General features: G+C 60.3%; 15 protein-coding genes. 10 read left to right on the forward strand and 5 right to left on the reverse strand.

Translation table 11 applies throughout. The features are described 5' to 3' along the window. Nucleotides 1-21: 21 nt before the first annotated feature. On the forward strand, nucleotides 22-1437 hold the full coding sequence (locus tag ATY80_RS18925) for a PLP-dependent aminotransferase family protein (RefSeq protein ID WP_088693876.1): 1416 nt from the start codon (nucleotides 22-24) through the stop codon (nucleotides 1435-1437). Nucleotides 1438-1473: 36 nt separating this feature from the next. Here the strand turns inward: ATY80_RS18925 and ATY80_RS18930 are convergent, their stop codons facing one another. After that, the gene (locus tag ATY80_RS18930; RefSeq protein WP_088693877.1) at nucleotides 1474-2250 is read right to left on the reverse strand and encodes a DUF1194 domain-containing protein; all 777 of its coding nucleotides are present in this window, start codon (nucleotides 2248-2250) and stop codon (nucleotides 1474-1476) included. A 264-nt stretch (nucleotides 2251-2514) separates the two neighbouring features. Between ATY80_RS18930 and ATY80_RS18935 the strand changes: the two genes are divergently transcribed. Next, nucleotides 2515-3480 carry a trypsin-like peptidase domain-containing protein gene (locus ATY80_RS18935; protein WP_088693878.1) on the forward strand — a complete coding sequence of 322 codons (966 nt, stop codon included), beginning with the start codon at nucleotides 2515-2517 and terminating at the stop codon, nucleotides 3478-3480. Nucleotides 3481-3615: 135 nt separating this feature from the next. Here ATY80_RS18935 and xdhC read toward each other — a convergent pair whose 3' ends face one another. Continuing rightward, nucleotides 3616-4470: a xanthine dehydrogenase accessory protein XdhC gene (gene xdhC, locus ATY80_RS18940; RefSeq protein ID WP_088693879.1), complete on the reverse strand. Its 855-nt coding sequence runs from the start codon at nucleotides 4468-4470 to the stop codon at nucleotides 3616-3618. Nucleotides 4471-4989: 519 nt separating this feature from the next. Next, nucleotides 4990-5997, reverse strand: a complete 1008-nt coding sequence (locus tag ATY80_RS18950) for an AraC family transcriptional regulator (protein WP_088693881.1) — start codon at nucleotides 5995-5997, stop codon at nucleotides 4990-4992. 150 nt (nucleotides 5998-6147) lie between these two features. Between ATY80_RS18950 and ATY80_RS18955 the strand changes: the two genes are divergently transcribed. The 8 genes from ATY80_RS18955 (at nucleotide 6148) to ATY80_RS18990 (ending at nucleotide 14880) form a co-directional block, all read left to right on the forward strand. Next, nucleotides 6148-6915, forward strand: a complete 768-nt coding sequence (locus ATY80_RS18955) for a 3-hydroxyacyl-CoA dehydrogenase (protein ID WP_088693882.1) — start codon at nucleotides 6148-6150, stop codon at nucleotides 6913-6915. Between the two features lie 25 nt (nucleotides 6916-6940). After that, nucleotides 6941-8128 carry an acetyl-CoA C-acyltransferase gene (locus ATY80_RS18960; RefSeq protein ID WP_088693883.1) on the forward strand — a complete coding sequence of 396 codons (1188 nt, stop codon included), beginning with the start codon at nucleotides 6941-6943 and terminating at the stop codon, nucleotides 8126-8128. Between the two features lie 21 nt (nucleotides 8129-8149). Continuing rightward, a complete protein-coding gene (locus ATY80_RS18965) occupies nucleotides 8150-9277 on the forward strand; it encodes an acyl-CoA dehydrogenase family protein (protein WP_088693884.1) in 1128 nt (375 codons plus the stop codon). A 70-nt stretch (nucleotides 9278-9347) separates the two neighbouring features. Beyond that, nucleotides 9348-10580: a 3-methyl-2-oxobutanoate dehydrogenase (2-methylpropanoyl-transferring) subunit alpha gene (locus ATY80_RS18970; protein ID WP_088693885.1), complete on the forward strand. Its 1233-nt coding sequence runs from the start codon at nucleotides 9348-9350 to the stop codon at nucleotides 10578-10580. Between the two features lies 1 nt (nucleotide 10581). Beyond that, the gene (locus ATY80_RS18975; RefSeq protein WP_088693886.1) at nucleotides 10582-11595 is read left to right on the forward strand and encodes an alpha-ketoacid dehydrogenase subunit beta; all 1014 of its coding nucleotides are present in this window, start codon (nucleotides 10582-10584) and stop codon (nucleotides 11593-11595) included. Nucleotides 11596-11598: 3 nt separating this feature from the next. Next, nucleotides 11599-12855 carry a dihydrolipoamide acetyltransferase family protein gene (locus ATY80_RS18980; RefSeq protein WP_088693887.1) on the forward strand — a complete coding sequence of 419 codons (1257 nt, stop codon included), beginning with the start codon at nucleotides 11599-11601 and terminating at the stop codon, nucleotides 12853-12855. A gap of 5 nt (nucleotides 12856-12860) precedes the next feature. Beyond that, complete coding sequence (gene lpdA / locus ATY80_RS18985) at nucleotides 12861-14258, forward strand: dihydrolipoyl dehydrogenase (RefSeq protein ID WP_088693888.1); 1398 nt, start codon at nucleotides 12861-12863, stop codon at nucleotides 14256-14258. A 94-nt stretch (nucleotides 14259-14352) separates the two neighbouring features. Beyond that, nucleotides 14353-14880: a hypothetical protein gene (locus ATY80_RS18990; protein WP_088693889.1), complete on the forward strand. Its 528-nt coding sequence runs from the start codon at nucleotides 14353-14355 to the stop codon at nucleotides 14878-14880. Between the two features lie 50 nt (nucleotides 14881-14930). Here ATY80_RS18990 and ATY80_RS18995 read toward each other — a convergent pair whose 3' ends face one another. Together ATY80_RS18995 and ATY80_RS19000 are read right to left on the reverse strand one after the other, a co-directional pair. Beyond that, nucleotides 14931-16691 (reverse strand): acyltransferase, encoded by a 1761-nt coding sequence (locus ATY80_RS18995; protein WP_088693890.1) that lies wholly within the window; start codon nucleotides 16689-16691, stop codon nucleotides 14931-14933. Between the two features lie 312 nt (nucleotides 16692-17003). Further along, complete coding sequence (locus tag ATY80_RS19000; protein ID WP_088693891.1) at nucleotides 17004-18020, reverse strand: LacI family DNA-binding transcriptional regulator; 1017 nt, start codon at nucleotides 18018-18020, stop codon at nucleotides 17004-17006. Nucleotides 18021-18306: the final 286 nt, after the last annotated feature.

An 18306-nucleotide genomic window follows, 5' to 3' on the forward strand; every position in this document is an offset into this window, starting at 1 on the left:
ATACAGTTTGGAAAAACTGTTATGCTAAAGGTTGCAATACAGATGGATCAAAAGGGGTCACACGCCGTCACCCGGGTGACGAGGGTCATGGCGACGATCCGGCAGCGGATTGCCGGCCGCAATTTGACGCCAGGCGCCAAGTTGCCTTCGGTTCGGGCAATGGCCGCAGCAGCGGGCGTATCCACATCGACGGTCGTCGACGCCTATGAGCGCCTGGTCGCCGAAGGTGTGATCCTGTCTCGACCCGGCTCGGGTTTTTACGTCGCAGACCAGACCGCGCCCTTTTCGCTTGCCGACGTTGGCCCGAAACTTGACCGCGCCGTCGATCCGTTCTGGATATCGCGACAGTCGCTCGAGGCCGGGGAAAACGATCTGAAGCCAGGCTGCGGCTGGCTGCCGCCATCGTGGCTTCCGGAAGACAGCATCCGACGGGCGCTACGAACCCTTTCGCGGGCCGACAATACGGCACTTGCCGACTACGGGTCGCCGCTCGGATTGCCGCCGCTGCGCCAGCACATCGCCAGACGCATGGCGGAGCGAGGCGTGGAGGCCTCGCCGGATCAGATCATGCTGACGGAATCCGGCACGCAGGCAATCGATCTCCTCTGCCGCTTCCTCCTCGAACCGGACTCTGTCGTGCTGGTCGACGATCCCTGCTACTTCAATTTCCAAGCGCTGCTGCGGGCGCATCGAGCCAGAATCGTCAGTGTTGCCTACACCCCATCCGGCCCGGACGTCGAACTGTTCGCCGAGCGCGTCGCAGAACACCGGCCGCGCCTCTACATCACCAACTCGGCCATTCACAATCCGACCGGCGCCACCCTTTCTCCCGTCGTCGCTCACCGGGTATTGAAGATTGCCGATCAATTCGATGTCACGATCCTCGAAGACGATATCTTTGCCGACTTCGAGCATACGCCAGCGCCGCGCCTTGCGGCCTTCGACGGCCTGGACCGGGTCATCCATATCGGAAGCTTTTCGAAAACCCTGTCAGCCGCCGCCCGTTGCGGCTTCATTGCCGCCAGACGAGAATGGGTCGACGGGCTGATCGACCTCAAGATCGCGACCTCGTTTGGCGGCGGGCGGTTTTCGGCTGAGCTTGTCTACAAGGTGCTCAGCGATGGTTCCCATCGCAAACACACCGAGGCGCTTCGCAGCCGGCTGTCGAAGGCGAGGTTCGAGGTTTCGGCCAGGCTGAAGGACATGGGAATAGTACCCTGGCTCGAACCTTCGGCAGGCATGTTCCTCTGGTGTCGCTTGCCTGGAGACAGCCGCGCCACCGATATCGCCCGCGCGGCATTGGAAAGGAAGATTGTGCTCGCGCCGGGCAATGCGTTCAGTCTTTCCCAGACGGCCACGAACTTCATGCGTTTTAACGTGTCCCAGATGCTTGATCCGCGGGTCTTCGATGTGCTGCGCGAGATCCTGAAGCACTGAATGGAGGAGATGTCGCGCCGCCGGTTCCCTCCCCCCTCAGCGCTCAAACATGTCTTGCCATTGGCGCTCGCCGATCAAGCAGTCGGTTGCCGACTGATCAGCAATCTTGCCAATCGTCGGCGTAGGGGCAAGCCCGCTGACCTCAAGGACAAGCTTTCGGCGCACCGCCACAGCGAAGTCCTCGATCCTGTAGACCGGCAGGACGAATGAACCCGGGCCACCGATGACGCAATCTGCATAATATTTGTCGAGCCCTCCTGGTGCGCCAGAGGGGCGCAACATCAGCGTCAGTCCATTGATGATGATACCAGCCTCTACCGCCTTGTCGCGGGTTGGTGCGACCGGATTGCCGGAATTGTTCGTACCGTCGCCTGAGACATCGATCACCTCCCGCAAGCCCGAATAGGGGCTGGAGACGATCATTGCAGCACCCTGGATAATCGCGGTGGAGATGGACGTGCGGCGCTCAGCGATGAGCGGTCGCTGTTCAAGCTTGTTGGCAAAGGCAACTGCATCCTGCTTTGTCTCGATCAAATGCCAGTCGATGACGGAATCCGGCACAACATAGCCGGCCCATTCAAAGTAGCTGATCGCGATGCGACCAGTGAGGCCGCCCCTCACCGCCTCGATGAATTCATTGTGCTTGAGCGCCTCGACATAACCCTCGCGCTGAATGCGAACCTCTTCCTGATCCATCGACCTGGAGGTGTCGACTGCCAGAACCAACTTCACATCAACGTCGCTCGTCCCAAGTTGCGCAGCAACCGGAATCGTACCGGAGAGGCTTACGATCATCGCAATGGCTGCAAACATTTGCGTCCAGTCCCGCTTATGTGACGCGTGAAAATGTAACACAGTCTGCAGGCGACGTCCCTTGCGCGCGTTACGTCAACTTTCGGTGATCACATGGCGCGGCATCGACCGGCGAGCGAACAACACACCTGGGCTTCACTTGATTTGAGTTGTGCGCAATCTCATCTGAATAGGACTGTTTCAACCTGTCGAACCGACAGCCCCTCGCCTCTGCAGCCGCTGCCGCTTCCCAATGCGACGCTTGCCCGTCGGAAAGGGTTATTCATGGGATTCTTAGATCGTGATATCCAGCCGTCTCAGGACGCCAGCTTGCTGGATGCCTATTCCCATTCCGTATCGAACGCGGTTGACCTCGTTGGCCCCGCCGTCAGCCGCATTGAACGGGCAGGTGGTCGCGCCGGGCATGGTTCCGGATTTGCGATTTCGCCTGATGGCCTGGTCGTTACCAACAACCACGTTGTCGACGATGCCAGGACTGTGCGGATCAAAACGCCCGATGGTATGGTGATCGAAGGCAAGGTGCTGGGCCGCGATCCGGACAGCGACCTTGCGCTCATTCGTGCCAACGACTGGTCGGGCACCTGGGCCAAGCTTGGAGATTCCAAGATGCTGAAGCGCGGGCACATCGCAATCGCGATCGGCAATCCTCTCGGTTTCGAATGGACGGTAACGGCCGGCATCATATCGGCACTCGGCCGATCGATGCGGGCTGCCAGCGGACGCCTGATGGATGACATCATCCAGACCGATGCTGCGCTCAATCCGGGAAATTCCGGCGGCCCGCTTGTCTCCTCGGCTGGTGAGGTCATCGGCGTCAACACGGCCGTCATTCAAGGCGCACAAAGCATTGCTTTTTCCGTCGCGTCCAACACGGCCAAACATGTCGTGTCGGAACTTCTGCGCTTCGGCCACGTGCGGCGCGCCTATATCGGCGTTTCGGCCGATACAGTGGAACTGCATCGTCGCGTGGCGCTGGAAGCCGGCCTCGTTCAGACAACGGCCGTGCGCCTGCGCCGGGTAGACGCCGAAAGCCCGGCAGCGCGAGGTGGACTTCAGGAAGGAGACTATTTGCTGGCAATAGACGGCGAGCCTACTTCGGGTGTCGACGACGTGGTCAGGCTTATGGATGGCGACAAGATCGACGCGGATGTCGAGGTATTGATCTTTTCGGTTGCCGGTCGGGTCGAACGTCATACGGTGCGCCCAACGCATCGACCTACGTCGCCTTAGCCGACCGAGGATACTGTTTTGCGAAGTGATCGCTGATCGGGCTGCGGGCCGAAGACCCTTCGAGTTGGCGACACCGCAGGTGTGGCCGATTTCCTGCGTCCTGCAGATGGGCGAGGACAAAAAGCAGTCACAGCATCATCTGCTTGCCTTGAGCGCCGGCCCTCCCGTTTTGGCCGCCGCGACGAAGGATAATGCCGCCACCGTGATTTCGGCGGCGGCCAATGTCGCAATGACGGTGGGACGCTTGTCCTTGATTGCAGTGCCGCCGATCGGGCAGACGAGCCGATCGAGAAGATCTGGCCGTGCAACCTCACGTAAGAGCCATTTCTTGAAGGTCGCACGCTTTGTCTTCGAGCCGATCATGCCGACATAAGCGGCATCGTCCCGACGCAGAGCTTCCGCGGCAATCAAAAAGTCGAGCGCGTGGTCGTGGGTGAGGATGACAAAGGCGCTCCCCGCGGGCGCATGGCGCACGATCGCCTCGGGCATCGCGGTCAGGCACGTTTCGATGCCCGACGCTTTCGACGCGGCAAGTTCGTCTTCCCGGGTATCGATCAGCACCGTGCGCAGTGGCGCCAGCGACAGCGACGCGGCTAATGCATCACCGACATGACCGGCACCAAAGATATAGACATGCGGACGCCGGGCAATTTCGGCATCGGTGAGCAAAATCAATTCATCGGCCAGTTCGCGCGTTACTGCTGAGAAGGAAAGCCCGACCCGACCGCCGCAACATTGACCGATATCCGGTCCGAGAGGAATGCTCATTGTTGCGATCGGCTGGGAGTGGCGAAGCGCCCGTCGCGCCTGGTCAATTGCCATATACTCCAGTTGCCCGCCGCCGATGGTTGAAAAGGAGCGGTTTTTGGAAACCAGCATCCATGCATCGGTATCACGCGGCGTCGAGCCGACTGCTCCGGTCACCTCGACGAGGATACAATCGCGCTCGTCGCGCAGGAAGTCCCGCAAATCGTCGTGACGGGCAGGCATGGCGTTCAACCTTTCCTTTCAACAACTCGCATGCGTTCGCCAGCCCTCGACGCGCGCTCCGGTGTGAGGGCTGAGAGATGGAGGCAGGAGCATGATAGTCCGCAACGCGCGCGTCCGCCATCGCGATTGCCTCGATCGGCGAGCTGGCGCGCGTCATCGGTGGCATGCCGACGGCCTGCGCGCAACGAACGATCTGCCCGTTCACTGATCAACAACGCGACCGTTGACCATACCTGGCCGATCCCACGGTCGTCGTGCCGGGAACCGGCAAGCCGGTCGATCTCGATGTGCCGCCGCATCGGCGCGTTTCACCGTTCCTCCAGCGGCCCGGCGACTGGCGGTTCGCAAACACCATCTCTGGCGACCCTTGATTGACAGCAACCGTCTCGACCGAAAAAGGAGATCGGGCTTCATCCTGAAGATCATCGCCGTCTTATACTCGTGAGGACAACAGTGCGCCGTTTGGAATACCATCGCCGCCGGTGAATTTCCACGCCGCCTGCGGCGCTTATGTCCACTCTACTCCGAGATCACGCGGCCTTCACGCCGAAACGCGTCGGGGCTCTTCGACATCCATTTGCGAAACGCACGGAAGAAGGCGCTCGGCTCTGAATAACCAAGCTGGGCAGCGATATCGCCTGTCGTCTTGGATGTCTTGAGCAGCAGATCGACGGCAAGATCACGGCGTATGTCGTCCTTGATGCCGGCGTAGCTTTGCCCCTCGTCACGCAACCGGTGACGCAAGGTCGAAGGCGGCATGCGCATCTCTGCGGCCAGATTCGAGAAGGTTTTCCATGCGGCGGGAGGCATTTTGTCCAGCCGTCGCCTGACACTGGAGGCAAGCCCTGCATCGTAGCGGTAGCGAACAAGAATATTGGCCGGCGCCCCGCGTAAAAACTGCTTCAAGGCCTGCTGCGTGCGCATGACCGGCAGATCAAGCATCGCACTGTCGAAACCAAGGCGACTTGCGGGCTGCGCGAATCTGACCGGCGCGCCGAAGAACAGCCTATAGTCTGCCTCCTGTTTGGGTTCGGCGCAGCGGAAATCGACAAGCCGGATGGGAATGCGCCTGCCAACCAGCCAGCAGGTTATCCCATGGATGAGGATCCAGTAAGTACGATAGGCGAAAGCTGAACGCGGTGGACCTGCATCGGCCAGCTCGATTTGGGCAAGCCCATCTTTGACGACAAGCTGGCCGAGCGGATCGTCCAATACGGCATTGAGGAACCGCAAAGCCCGGCGTAGCGCATGCCCAAGTGTGGGCGCATGCAGGACGCAATGGCAAAGCAAGGTGAAGCTACCTCTGCGCATCGGACGCCCGCCCATCCCGAAAAATTCGTCGTCGAGCTCGTTGGCAATCGCAAGCCAGAGTGCGCCATAGCTCTCGGCCGACACAGGTTGATCGACGATGGCCGGCAGCCCGATCGACGACAGCAGCGGCGCTGTCGGTCGTCCGATACGTCTTAGACTGTCCAGCGCCTCCTCAACGAAGGCCGGCGCGATCATGCGCCTTTCTATGTCGGCCACCAGCTCCTCCTATGGCAAAACTGTCCGAAACAATGCAGCACTTTCGTCATCGCTTGCAATATGGCGACGGAATAGAATCGATCGGCTTGGTCGTGCCTTGAGAAGGCCGCGCTTCCCAAGCGACGATCGCAAGGTGATGGGAGCGAACCGATGCTGATCCGTGGAGGAACCTTTATCGTCACCGGCGGTGGGTCGGGCCTCGGAGCAGCGACGGCGCGCATGCTGATCGAAAAGAGCGCACGCGTTGTCATTGCCGACCTCAACGAGGTAGCCGGGGAAGTGCTCGCCGCAGATCTCGGTGCGAATGCCCGCTTTGTCAAAGCCGATGTGACAAGCGCAGAGGACGGCGCTGCTGTGATTGCAACGGCGCTGGAGTCTTTCGGCAGCCTGAGTGGACTGGTGAACTGCGCCGGCGTCGCACCGGGCGAGAAGATCATCGGTCGTGACGGCCCACACGGTCTTGACAGCTTCGTGCGGACAATCGGCATCAATCTTGTCGGCACATTCAACATGATCCGCCTTGCCGCCTCAGCCATCCAGCATCAGCAACCCGATGGCGAAGGCGAGCGTGGCGTCATCGTCAACACCGCTTCGATCGCTGCCTTCGATGGACAGGTCGGGCAGGCCGCCTATGCCGCCTCCAAGGGAGGCATTGCCTCGATGACGCTTCCGATCGCACGCGAGCTGGCCCGTCACGGCATTCGCGTCGTGTCGATTGCCCCTGGAGTTTTCGAGACACCGATGATGGCGGGTATGCCGCACGAGGTGCAGCAAGCGCTTGGCAAGAGCGTACCGTTCCCACCCCGCCTCGGCAGGCCGGCGGAATTTGCAGCACTCGTGCACCATATATGTGAAAACAGCATGCTGAACGGCGAGGTCATACGCCTCGATGGCGCACTGCGAATGAGCGTGCGCTAGAGCATTCGGCATAGGAGGTTTGAACATGGTTTTGAAAGACCCAGTCGTCATTGTCGCAGCAGCGCGCACCCCGATCGGCGGTTTCCAAGGTGAACTCAAGGAGGCAAAGGCGCCCGAACTTGGAGCGGCTGCCATCCGCGCAGCACTTCAACGTGGGAAGGTGGCCCCGGATGCCATCGACGAGGTCGTCTTCGGCTGCGTGCTTCCGGCCGGTCAGGGACAAGCGCCCGCCCGGCAGGCGGCAATTGGCGCAGGTTTGCCGTTTTCCACGGGGGCGACCACGGTCAACAAGATGTGCGGTTCCGGCATGAAGGCAGTGATGCTGACCCATGACCTCCTTTCCGCCGGAAGCGCCACCGTCGGCGTCGCCGGCGGCATGGAAAGCATGACCAACGCGCCCTATCTTCTTGATCGTGCCCGTGGCGGTTACAGGCTCGGCCACGGACGCGTCATCGATCATATGTTCCTCGACGGGCTGGAGGATGCTTATGACAAGGGACGTTTGATGGGCACCTTCGCGGAGGACTGTGCTGAAGCTTACCAGTTCACGCGCGAGGCGCAGGATCGTTACGCAATAACCTCGCTCACCCGCGCTCAAAAGGCCATCGACGCCGGTCACTTCGATGCCGAGATTGTGCCGGTCACACTGGCCGAGGGAAGGGCTGAGCAGACGGTGAGGCGGGATGAACAGCCAGGCAAGGCGAAGATCGACAAGATCCCCCTCCTCAGGCCAGCCTTTCGTGACGGCGGTACCGTAACAGCTGCCAATTCCAGCTCGATTTCCGACGGCGCAGCCGCCCTCGTGCTCATGCGTCGTTCCGAAGCCGATCGCCGCGGATTGCAACCCCTTGCGACGATCACCGGCCACGCCACGCATTCGCAGGCGCCCAGTCTTTTTGCCACAGCTCCGATCGGTGCCTTGCAGACACTCTCAGATCGCACTGGCTGGCCGCTTGACACCGTCGATCTCTTCGAAATCAACGAGGCATTTGCCGTTGTCGCCATGGCTGCAATGCGCGACCTGCGGCTTCCGGAAGAAAAGGTAAACGTCCATGGTGGGGCCTGCGCGCTTGGCCACCCGATCGGCGCCTCGGGCGCGCGCATTCTCGTCACGCTGCTTGCCGCGCTAAAGCGCTACGATCTTAAACGCGGCATGGCAGCTTTGTGCATCGGCGGTGGCGAGGCAACAGCCCTGGCGATCGAGCGTCACTAGGAAGGGCCGGGAGAGACCAACATGATCCTTTCCGAACTGCAGCAGCAAATCCGCGATCTCGCCAGAGATTTCGCCCGCGAGCGGCTCTGGCCCGGAGCGGCTGCCCGTGACAGGGAACACAGGTTTCCGCGCGATGAGCTCGATGAGATGGGCGATCTCGGCCTGCTCGGCATGCTGGTTCCGGAACAGTATGGTGGCTCCGACACCGGAACGCTTGCCTACGCAGCCGCATTGGAGGAGATCGCCGCGGGCGACGGGCCATGCTCCACCATCATGAGCGTTCATAGTTCCGTCGCCTGCGTGCCGATCCTGAAGTTCGGCACGGAAGAGCAGAAGCAGCGTTTTCTTCCCAAGCTTGCCAGTGGCCAATGGATTGGCGGCTTTGCGCTGACGGAACCGCAAGCGGGTTCGGACGCATCCAATCTGCGCAGCCGCGCCCGCCGCGACGGCGATCATTACGTCCTCGACGGTGCCAAGCAGTTCATCACCTCGGGCAAGAACGGCCAGATGATCATTGTCTTTGCGGTGACCGATCCGGACGCCGGCAAGAAGGGGATCACCGCCTTCATCGTACCGACCGACACGCCCGGCTACGAAGTCATCCGCGTCGAGGAAAAGCTTGGGCTGCATTCGACGGACACCTGCCAGATTGCCTTCAATGGCATGCGGATCCCTGCTGATTTGAGATTGGGCGACGAGGGCGAGGGATACCGGATCGCATTGGCAAACCTCGAAGGTGGACGTATCGGCATTGGCGCTCAGGCCGTCGGCATGGCACGCGCTGCCTTTGAAGCGGCACGCGACTACGCCCGCGAACGCAAGGCTTTCGACAAGACGATCATCGAACATCAGGCTGTCGCCTTCCGGCTCGCGGATATGGCAACCCAGCTCGAAGCAGCCCGCCAGCTCGTCTTTCACGCAGCCGCACTGCGCGACGATGGACTGCCGTGCCTTTCGCAGGCCTCGATGGCAAAGCTCTTTGCGTCCGAGATGGCAGAGCGGGTCTGCTCGGATGCAATCCAGATCCATGGGGGTTACGGTTACATGTCCGATTATCCGGTCGAACGAATTTATCGCGACGTACGCATCTGCCAGATCTACGAAGGAACGAGCGATGTGCAAAAAATGGTGATCGCGCGCAATCTATAAGAACAAGATCATGCGGGCGTTGCGCTTCAAGGGAGAGAAGCCAACATCGCTGCTGGGAGGGAAAGACGATATGACGGACGCTGCTCTACTGAGCCTCCATGTTCCGGAACCTGCCGTCCGGCCGGGCGGACAACCCGATTTTTCCAACGTCAAGATTGCCAAGGCCGGCCTTGTGCCGCGTCCCGAGATCGACGTTGCGCCCGAGGAAATCCGCGATCTCGCCTATTCGATCATTCGTGTGCTTAACCGGGAAGGCGAGGCTGTCGGCCCCTGGTCAGGCATGCTTTCCGACAATGAGCTGCTGATCGGCCTGCGCAACATGATGAAGCTCCGCGCCTTTGACGCTCGCATGCTGATGGCGCAGCGCCAGGGCAAGACGTCCTTCTACATGCAGCATCTCGGCGAGGAGGCCGTAAGCTGTGCCTTCCGCAAGGCGCTCCGAAGGGGCGACATGAATTTTCCGACCTACCGGCAGGCGGGTCTTCTGATTGCCGACGACTACCCGATGGTCGAGATGATGAACCAGATCTTCTCCAACGAGAGCGATCCGCTGCATGGACGCCAGCTGCCAATCATGTATTCGTCGAAGGAGCACGGTTTCTTCACGATCTCCGGCAACCTTGCAACGCAATACGTGCAGGCTGTCGGCTGGGCCATGGCCTCTGCCATCAAGAACGACAGGAGGATTGCGGCAGGCTGGATCGGAGACGGTTCCACTGCCGAATCAGACTTTCACTCCGCACTGGTTTTTGCCTCCACGTACAAGGCGCCGGTGATCCTCAACATCGTCAACAATCAGTGGGCAATTTCCACCTTCCAGGGCATTGCGCGTGGCGGCTCCGGCACCTTTGCCGCACGTGGACTTGGCTTTGGCATTCCGGCGTTGCGTGTAGACGGCAATGATTACCTTGCCGTCTATGCCGTCGCCTGCTGGGCGGCCGAGCGTGCAAGGCGAAATCTCGGCCCAACGCTGATCGAATATGTCACCTACCGTGTCGGTGCACATTCGACGTCCGATGATCCGAGCGCCTATCGACCGAAGACAGAGTCCGAGGCCTGGCCCTTGGGCGACCCTGTCCTGCGTCTGAAGAAGCATCTGATCGTCAGGGGAGTGTGGTCGCAAGAGCGCCACGTGCAGGCCGAAGCCGAAATCATGGACGAGGTCATCGAAGCCCAGAAGCAGGCCGAGTATCACGGCACGCTGCATGCTGGCGGCAAGCCCTCGGTTCGCGACATCTTCGAAGGCGTCTACGCCGAAATGCCACCGCACATACGTCGCCAACGGCAAAAGGCGGGGTTCTGAGATGGCCAGAATGACGATGATTGAAGCGGTGCGCAGCGCCATGGACGTCTCGATGGGCCGCGACGACAACGTCGTCGTGTTCGGCGAGGATGTCGGATATTTCGGGGGCGTCTTTCGCTGTACCCAGGGGCTGCAGGCGAAGTATGGCAAGACACGCTGCTTCGACACGCCGATTAGCGAATCCGGAATTGTCGGGACCGCCATCGGCATGGCCGCCTATGGGCTCAAGCCTTGCGTTGAAATCCAGTTCGCCGATTACATGTATCCGGCCTACGACCAGATCACACAGGAGGCGGCACGCATCCGCTATCGCTCGAACGGCGACTTCACATGCCCGATCGTGCTGCGCATGCCGACGGGGGGCGGCATCTTCGGCGGCCAGACGCACAGCCAGAGTCCAGAGGCGCTGTTTACGCATGTCTGCGGCTTGAAGGTCGTCGTTCCCTCCAATCCTTATGACGCGAAGGGACTGTTGATCGCGGCGATTGAGGATCCGGACCCGGTGATGTTCCTGGAGCCCAAACGGCTCTATAATGGGCCGTTCGATGGCCATCATGAGCGGCCTGTGACACCTTGGTCGAAGCATGAACTCGGCGAGGTGCCTGAGGGACACTACGCCATTGCTATCGGCAAGGCGGACGTGCGCCGATCGGGTTCGGCCGTGACGGTGATCACTTACGGCACGATGGTGCACGTCGCGCTGGCCGCTGCCGAAGACACGGGCATCGACGCCGAAGTGATCGACCTGCGCAGCCTGCTGCCGCTCGACCTCGATGCGATCGTGCAATCGGTCAACAAGACCGGACGTTGCGTGGTCGTTCACGAAGCGACCCTGACTTCGGGGTTCGGCGCGGAGATCGTTTCCCTCGTGCAGGAGCATTGCTTCTACCATCTCGAGGCACCGGTCGTGCGCGTTGCCGGTTGGGATACACCTTATCCGCACGCCCAGGAATGGGACTACTTTCCCGGTCCCGGGCGGGTCGGACGCGCCCTTGCCGAAGTCATGGAGGCCTGACGCATGGGCGAGTTTGTCATCAAGATGCCCGATGTCGGCGAAGGCGTGGCCGAGGCCGAGCTTGTGGAATGGCACGTCAAGGCGGGTGACCCGGTCAAGGAGGATATGGTCATCGCTGCCGTCATGACCGACAAGGCGACGGTCGAGATCCCATCGCCGGTCAGCGGAACCGTCGTCTGGCTTGGTGCTGAAATCGGCGACAGGATTGCCGTCAAGGCTCCGCTGGTCAGGATCGAGACGGGTGGCGGCGAGGCGAGCGACCGCGTCGAAACGCGCCCTGGCGAAATTCCCGCCAAGGCGGCCGCAAGCCCACCCCCGGCTATTGCGCCAGCCCCCCCACCTGCGCCGATGGCCGAAAGTGCGCGACGCCCCGAGGCTGAGGCTCCGGTAGAAAAACCGCTGGCATCACCATCGGTGCGGCTGTTTGCCAGGGAAAGCGGCGTCGACCTGCGCCAACTCAAGGGATCGGGTCCCGCCGGGCGCATCCTTCGCGAGGACGTCGAACAATTCGTTGCGCGTGGCGAGCCGTCTTCCATTCAGCCAGCCATGGCGAAGAAGATATCGACCGAAGAGGTCAAGCTCACTGGCCTCAGGCGCCGGATCGCCGAGAAAATGTCGCTGTCGACCTCCCGCATTCCTCACATCACCTATGTTGAGGAAGTCGACATGACCGCGCTTGAGGAGTTGCGAGCGACGATGAACCGCGACCGCAAGCGCGAGCAGCCGAAGCTCACGGTGCTGCCCTTCTTGATGCGGGCTATCGTAAAAGCGGTCGCCGAGCAACCGAACGTCAACGCCACTTTCGACGACGAGAGGGGCATTCTGATCCGCCATGGTGCTGTCAATATCGGTATTGCCGCGCAGACACCTGCCGGGCTTGTTGTCCCGGTGGTGAAGAATGCCGAGGCACGCGGCATCTGGGATTGCGCCAGTGAGATGGGCCGACTGGCGGAAGCTGCACGCGCCGGCACTGCGACCCGCGACGAACTTTTCGGCTCGACCATCACCATCAGTTCGCTCGGGGCGCTCGGCGGCATCGTCTCGACGCCTGTCATCAACCATCCGGAAGTCGCGATCGTCGGGGTAAACAAGATCGCGGTGCGACCGGCGTGGGATGGAACGCAGTTTGTCCCGCGCAAGATGATGAACCTGTCCTCGAGCTTCGACCATCGCATCATCGACGGATGGGATGCAGCCACCTTCGTCCAACGTGTCCGGGTTCTTCTTGAAACCCCCGCCCTTATCTTCATTGAAGGCTAGGATCCATGAAAGAGATCGTCTGCAAGCTTCTCGTCGTCGGCGCCGGACCGGGCGGCTATGTCTGTGCTATCAGGGCCGGACAACTCGGCCTCGACACCGTAATCGTTGAAGCCGACAAACCCGGCGGCACCTGCCTGAATGTCGGCTGCATTCCCTCAAAGGCCATCATTCACGCAGCCGAAGAGTTTGGGGCCACAAGACAAATGCTGGCCGGCAGGAACGCCATGGGCATTCGTGTCGAGGCTGCGTCGATCGACCTTGCAAAGACCATGGCCTGGAAAGACGGTATCGTTGGCCGGTTGAATGGAGGCGTCTCTGCCCTCCTGCAGAAGGCAAGGGTCAAGATCGTTCACGGCCAGGCGGCCTTCCGTGACGGCAAAACGGTGGAGGTCGAGACCGAAGTGGGCCTGCAGGTCATTCGCGCCGAGACGGTGGTGATTGCGACAGGGTCCGAACCTGTCGAACTTGCTGCCCTGCCCTTCGCAGGTCGGGTTATTTCGTCCACGGAGGCGCTTTCGCTCGCCGAATTGCCAAGGCAGCTCGTTGTCGTGGGTGGAGGCTATATCGGCCTCGAGCTTGGCACGGCATTCGCCAAGCTGGGCTCGGATGTAACAGTCGTTGAAGCCATGCAGCAGATCCTGCCGCAATATGATGCCGATCTCGTACGGCCGGTTGCACGACGCCTCGGCGAGCTTGGTGTTCGCGTCCTGACAGGCGCACAAGCGAAGGGCCTGTCGGACAATGGCGATGCGCTGGCCGTCGTAATTTCGGACGGCCAGCAACAATTGCTTCCTGCCGATCGCATACTGGTGACCGTTGGTCGCCGGCCCAAGATCGCCGGATCCCGGATCGACGAGCTCGATCTCGATCGTACCGGACCGTACCTGCGCATCGACGATCGTTGCCGCACCTCGATGCGGGGCGTCTACGCGATCGGCGATATTGCCGGTGAACCGATGCTCGCTCATCGTGCCATGGCACAGGGGGAAATGGTCGCAGAGATCGTTGCCGGAAAGAAGCGCGCCTGGGACAAACGCTGCATCCCGGCAATTTGCTTTACTGATCCGGAGATCGTAACGGCGGGGCTTTCACCGGATGAGGCTCGTGCGCAAGGCTATGCGATCCGTGTCGGGCAATTTCCGTTCAGCGCAAATGGCCGCGCAATGACGATGCTGTCCGAGGAAGGTTTCGTGCGGGTCGTTGCGCGTGCCGATACCGGTCTTGTTCTTGGCCTGCAGGCCGTCGGTGCCGGCGTATCCGAACTTTCGGCTGACTTTGCGCTGGCAATCGAGATGGGCTCGCGGCTGGAAGACCTCGCGGGCACGATCCATGCGCATCCGACGCGCAGCGAGGCTATCCAGGAAGCAGCGTTGAAGGCGCTGGGGCATGCGTTGCACATCTGAACGCCGTTTTGGCGCACTGGAAGCACGACAGCTGTTTGGACATGCCGCGTTTTTCTGTTAGCTAGCGCTCCAATCAAGACCGGAGCAATTGGGAATGTCCGTCGCATTCTACCGAGACTACGTCGCTGACTTGAAAGCCAGGATCGACGACCTTCACGCCAACACAGATCGCTATCAGACCTATGAGCTGACGATGGAACTCCTGGCACAGAAGAACCTCGTTTCCTACACCGAGAAGAAGGCGAAGGGGCAGACAGAGGGCTTGTCTTACCGTCGCGACTTCACGACGGGCCAGGCGGTCCAGATGCAGCAGCAAAACGCCTATGCCCTGTTCAGCGGTTTTTTCAATCTCGGCCAGTTTCTGGCCTTCACGGGACAGGGACGCCAGCCGGACGCGAAGCAGTTTGCCGAGCTTTTGACCGATAACTGGCGGTATCCGACTTGCGCCGTATATTTGACTTTCCGCCAAAAGGGACAGCCAAAGACACCCTCGATGAGGATGCACTTCGTCGGGTTGAACGGACAAGCCGACGCAGCAGCCTACGAGCGGAAGGCGGATCGAGCAGACAACCTGGTGGCGCAGCGGCCATTTTCATCTGCTGTGTTCTGGGAATGGAAGTAACCGTGGGCCTCGAGGTCGGTTCGAATGCGTCACAGTTGCGCCATCAAGATCTAATGAAGGGCTGCTAACGCCGGATCCGTGAATATGCGTTGGGCGAAATAGATGGCCCCTGGCTTTGTCAGGTGGACCCGGTCCTGCGAAAGGAAATGGCCGTTTTCATCGAACACTGGCAGCGTCGTGCCATCCCTGCCGACAAGGTGCAGCAGATCGACGAACTTGCCGCCCGGCGGAAGCGTCGCGCGCTGGATATTGTTCTCATCAACGACGGACGGAAGCACCTTGGCTCGCGCGGCCGCGCGTTCATCAGACGGGATTCGCAGGAAGGGATTGAGGTTGTAGCCGAAATGTTTCGGCCCAACAACGATCAGCTTCTTTGCGTTCCCAGGGCCGATATCCGCGACCAGTTGGCCGGCGCAAGGGGCGGCGATATAGACGATAATGAAGAGGTCGGCCTCGTCGAAAAGCCGGGTGAGTTTGGGGGAAGGCGGTGCCTTGCTTGGGCATTCATAGTCGTCCCGATAGATCAGGTTATAGTCTCTTTGTCGCCTGGCTTCCTCGATGATGTTGACGAAATCGCGCCCCGTGCTGTCGCCCATCACCAGCACGTTTCGTCTTCCGTTTTTCGGAAACTCGTCCTCCTTGAAGCGGAAGACAGCCGCATTGTAAGCGATGAACATCCCACGCTCGTCGGTGCCGTTGAAGACACGACCGGGGAAGCCGTGGCTGAAGTGCGCCCCGAGGCCGACTGAAAGCAGGACTGTCGCAACCGTAGCGAGCGCTGGCGCAAAGAGCCGGATGGGCGTAACGGATCGATCTCGAAACGGAGTCTCGACAAACTTCCAAGTTAACCAGGCCAATATCAAGGTTGCTGCGACGAGGGCGGACATGATGGCGGGGCTGAGGGGATCGAGGCTGTAGGTCCGCGCAAAGGCAAACAGCGGCTGGTGCCAGAGATAGACGCTATAGCTGATCAGCCCAATGCCAATCAGCGGCGGCAGTGAAAGCATGCGGCAAGCGATAGTCCCTTGACGCGCAAACAGCAGTACCAGCGCAGTGCCGACGACCGGCACGACCGTGAAAAGCGAGGGAAAGGGAACGTTCTTATCGTAGAGGAAAATCGAGAGGGTTATCAGAAGCAGGCCGGCAGCTGAGAGCACTTCATTGCTTCTCCTCGATAGATGCAAGCCGACGAAGGCACAGATCGAGCCGACGAGGATTTCCCATGCGCGCGAGGTCGTCAGATAGAAATTGAGTTGCGGGGAGAGATGGCCGCCGATCTCACAGATTGTGAAACTTGTCAGCAGGATGACCGCCGTGACTACCAGAGCGGATTTGCGTCCCCAGCGCCACAGGATCAGCAGTAGCAAGGGGAAAAGTACATAATATTGCTCCTCGACGCCGAGGCTCCAGGTATGCAGAAGCGGCTTGAACTCCGCTTCCAGATCCCAGTAGCCGCTCGTCTTGGCAAGCAGCAGGTTGTTGGCAAAGAGCAAGGTTGCGACAACGCTTTGCCCGAAGTTCTCCAACATGTCCGGCAGCATCCAGTACCATGCGAAGGGGACGCACGCCACGACAACGACGAAAAGTGCCGGAAGGATGCGCCGGGCGCGGCGTTCGTAGAACCGCGTAAGCGAGAAGCGTCCTTCATCAAGTTCGTGAATAATGATTCCCGTGATAAGAAATCCCGAGATGACGAAGAAGATGTCGACGCCGACAAACCCTCCGCTGAAAGGAGCAAAACCGGCGTGCCACAGAACGACCGGCACCACGGCAACAGCGCGAAGCCCATCAATCTCCCGGCGATGTTCCATAGACTTGGCCCTACCCGCAAATCTTTTGCCTACGCCCCGGACTGCCTCGGTACGCGGCGAACTATTGCCGACGCCGGCGGGCCTGTCCGCGCCTACGCAAAATTCGTATCACGGGCACGTCCGGCGGATAATTTGAACAAATGGCGTACGGGCACGATCGGCCGCTGTCGAACGCGGTAGCGGCGGACGGCCGCATACGCCAGCGAGCTAAATTTTGTTGGGAAGCCTTGCCGCTAAAAGCTTTTCTAGGAAGAGTGGGGAGCGCTTGTCCATCGGCACAACAGCTAGCGTTTCAGAGCAAAGTGGAAACTTCTAGCCACCTCGAATCGACCCACGCCAAACCAGTTCGGCATGAAGTCCGATCGACTGTCCGTGAATGGCGTCATCGTTCTCCGCCCGCGGACGTGAAAGCCAGTCGACCGTTTTGAAAGCGATTGCCGAAACCGGCTGGGCGAAAGTCGTCAGGTTATACGAAGACCATGACGCCTGCTCAATATCATCGAAACCTGCAATGCATAGCTGGTCGGGTACCGACATTGAAAACTGATGGCGGGCAGCGTCCATAAATCCGCAAGCAAGGAGGTCGGTCGCGCAGAAGACGGCGTCCGGTCGCTGCGTGTGCGTCAACATTCGCTGTGCCAGGACCTTGCCCGCGTCGTAACCCGTCCAGCCATAACGTTCGACGGAAACCTCCATTCCGAGCGCATTCGCCGCTGCGACGAACCCTCGCTCACGCGCCATCAGACTCGGCGTTCCCACTTCCGAGTTGGCAAAGGCCAGCTTTCGGCATCCTGCTCGGACAAAGGCGGTGACCACACGTCCGGCCGCCTCGTAATCGTCGAGGTTGATCCGCAAAGGACCGGGCTGTTCATCGTCGCGATTGATGAGAACAAGCCGCTGTCCGCTACGCAGGCAGAGTTGCGCAATCGACCTGTCCGGCATGCCTGAAAGAATGATCGATGCATCGGCGCGGTAGCGGATCGCCTGGCGAAGTGCACGATCAACGCTGCCGTCCGAGCGATCCGTATTGATTAGCATCGCGACCTTGCCGGCCTTCTGCAGCAGCAAGGTCAATTCGCGCAGCAGCGCAGACCGGTAAGGTGTCGCGACATCGGAAACGATCAGACAGACGATGCCGCTCTCATTGCGCATGAGACCGCGCGCAAGCTCATTGACATGGTAGCCAAGCGCTTCGGCAGCTTCGAGAACCCGCCGTCGCGTCTCTGCTGAAACGCTGGCACCCGGCGTGAACGTCCGCGACACGGCAGATCTGGAAACGCCTGCCCTGTCGGCGACCTCCTTTGCGCTCACAAATACCTTTTCTGACACGCGGTTCAATCTCCGTTTGCAGCGACTCTGCACATTGCTGCAAAAGTGTGCAAGCACATGCATCAAGGCGGATGCGTGAAACTTTTATGAACAAGAGCACTGACGCGACAAATGACGTGGCTTGCAACTGCACACGAGTGCAACAAAAGCATCGTTGTCACGTGCGGCGATCGGAGCTCGGACCAACCTGTGCGACTGCTTCCTGGCATCCGCATCAGCCGAGATCATGGTCGGTCATCGCACTGTCATATCGTTTCCTCTATCGACCTTCGAGGACTGGATAGCT

The organism is Rhizobium sp. R711, assembly GCF_002211365.1.
GTDB lineage: Bacteria > Pseudomonadota > Alphaproteobacteria > Rhizobiales > Rhizobiaceae > Rhizobium.

Coding starts and splice junctions, on each gene's coding strand:
- ATY80_RS18925 (WP_088693876.1), top strand. CDS start 22: ATGCTAAAGGTTGCAATACAGATGGATCAAAAGGGGTCACACGCCGTC.
- ATY80_RS18930 (WP_088693877.1), bottom strand. CDS start 2,250: ATGTTTGCAGCCATTGCGATGATCGTAAGCCTCTCCGGTACGATTCCG.
- ATY80_RS18935 (WP_088693878.1), top strand. CDS start 2,515: ATGGGATTCTTAGATCGTGATATCCAGCCGTCTCAGGACGCCAGCTTG.
- xdhC (WP_088693879.1), bottom strand. CDS start 4,470: ATGCCTGCCCGTCACGACGATTTGCGGGACTTCCTGCGCGACGAGCGC.
- ATY80_RS18955 (WP_088693882.1), top strand. CDS start 6,148: ATGCTGATCCGTGGAGGAACCTTTATCGTCACCGGCGGTGGGTCGGGC.
- ATY80_RS18960 (WP_088693883.1), top strand. CDS start 6,941: ATGGTTTTGAAAGACCCAGTCGTCATTGTCGCAGCAGCGCGCACCCCG.
- ATY80_RS18965 (WP_088693884.1), top strand. CDS start 8,150: ATGATCCTTTCCGAACTGCAGCAGCAAATCCGCGATCTCGCCAGAGAT.
- ATY80_RS18970 (WP_088693885.1), top strand. CDS start 9,348: ATGACGGACGCTGCTCTACTGAGCCTCCATGTTCCGGAACCTGCCGTC.
- ATY80_RS18975 (WP_088693886.1), top strand. CDS start 10,582: ATGGCCAGAATGACGATGATTGAAGCGGTGCGCAGCGCCATGGACGTC.
- ATY80_RS18980 (WP_088693887.1), top strand. CDS start 11,599: ATGGGCGAGTTTGTCATCAAGATGCCCGATGTCGGCGAAGGCGTGGCC.
- lpdA (WP_088693888.1), top strand. CDS start 12,861: ATGAAAGAGATCGTCTGCAAGCTTCTCGTCGTCGGCGCCGGACCGGGC.
- ATY80_RS18990 (WP_088693889.1), top strand. CDS start 14,353: ATGTCCGTCGCATTCTACCGAGACTACGTCGCTGACTTGAAAGCCAGG.
- ATY80_RS18995 (WP_088693890.1), bottom strand. CDS start 16,691: ATGGAACATCGCCGGGAGATTGATGGGCTTCGCGCTGTTGCCGTGGTG.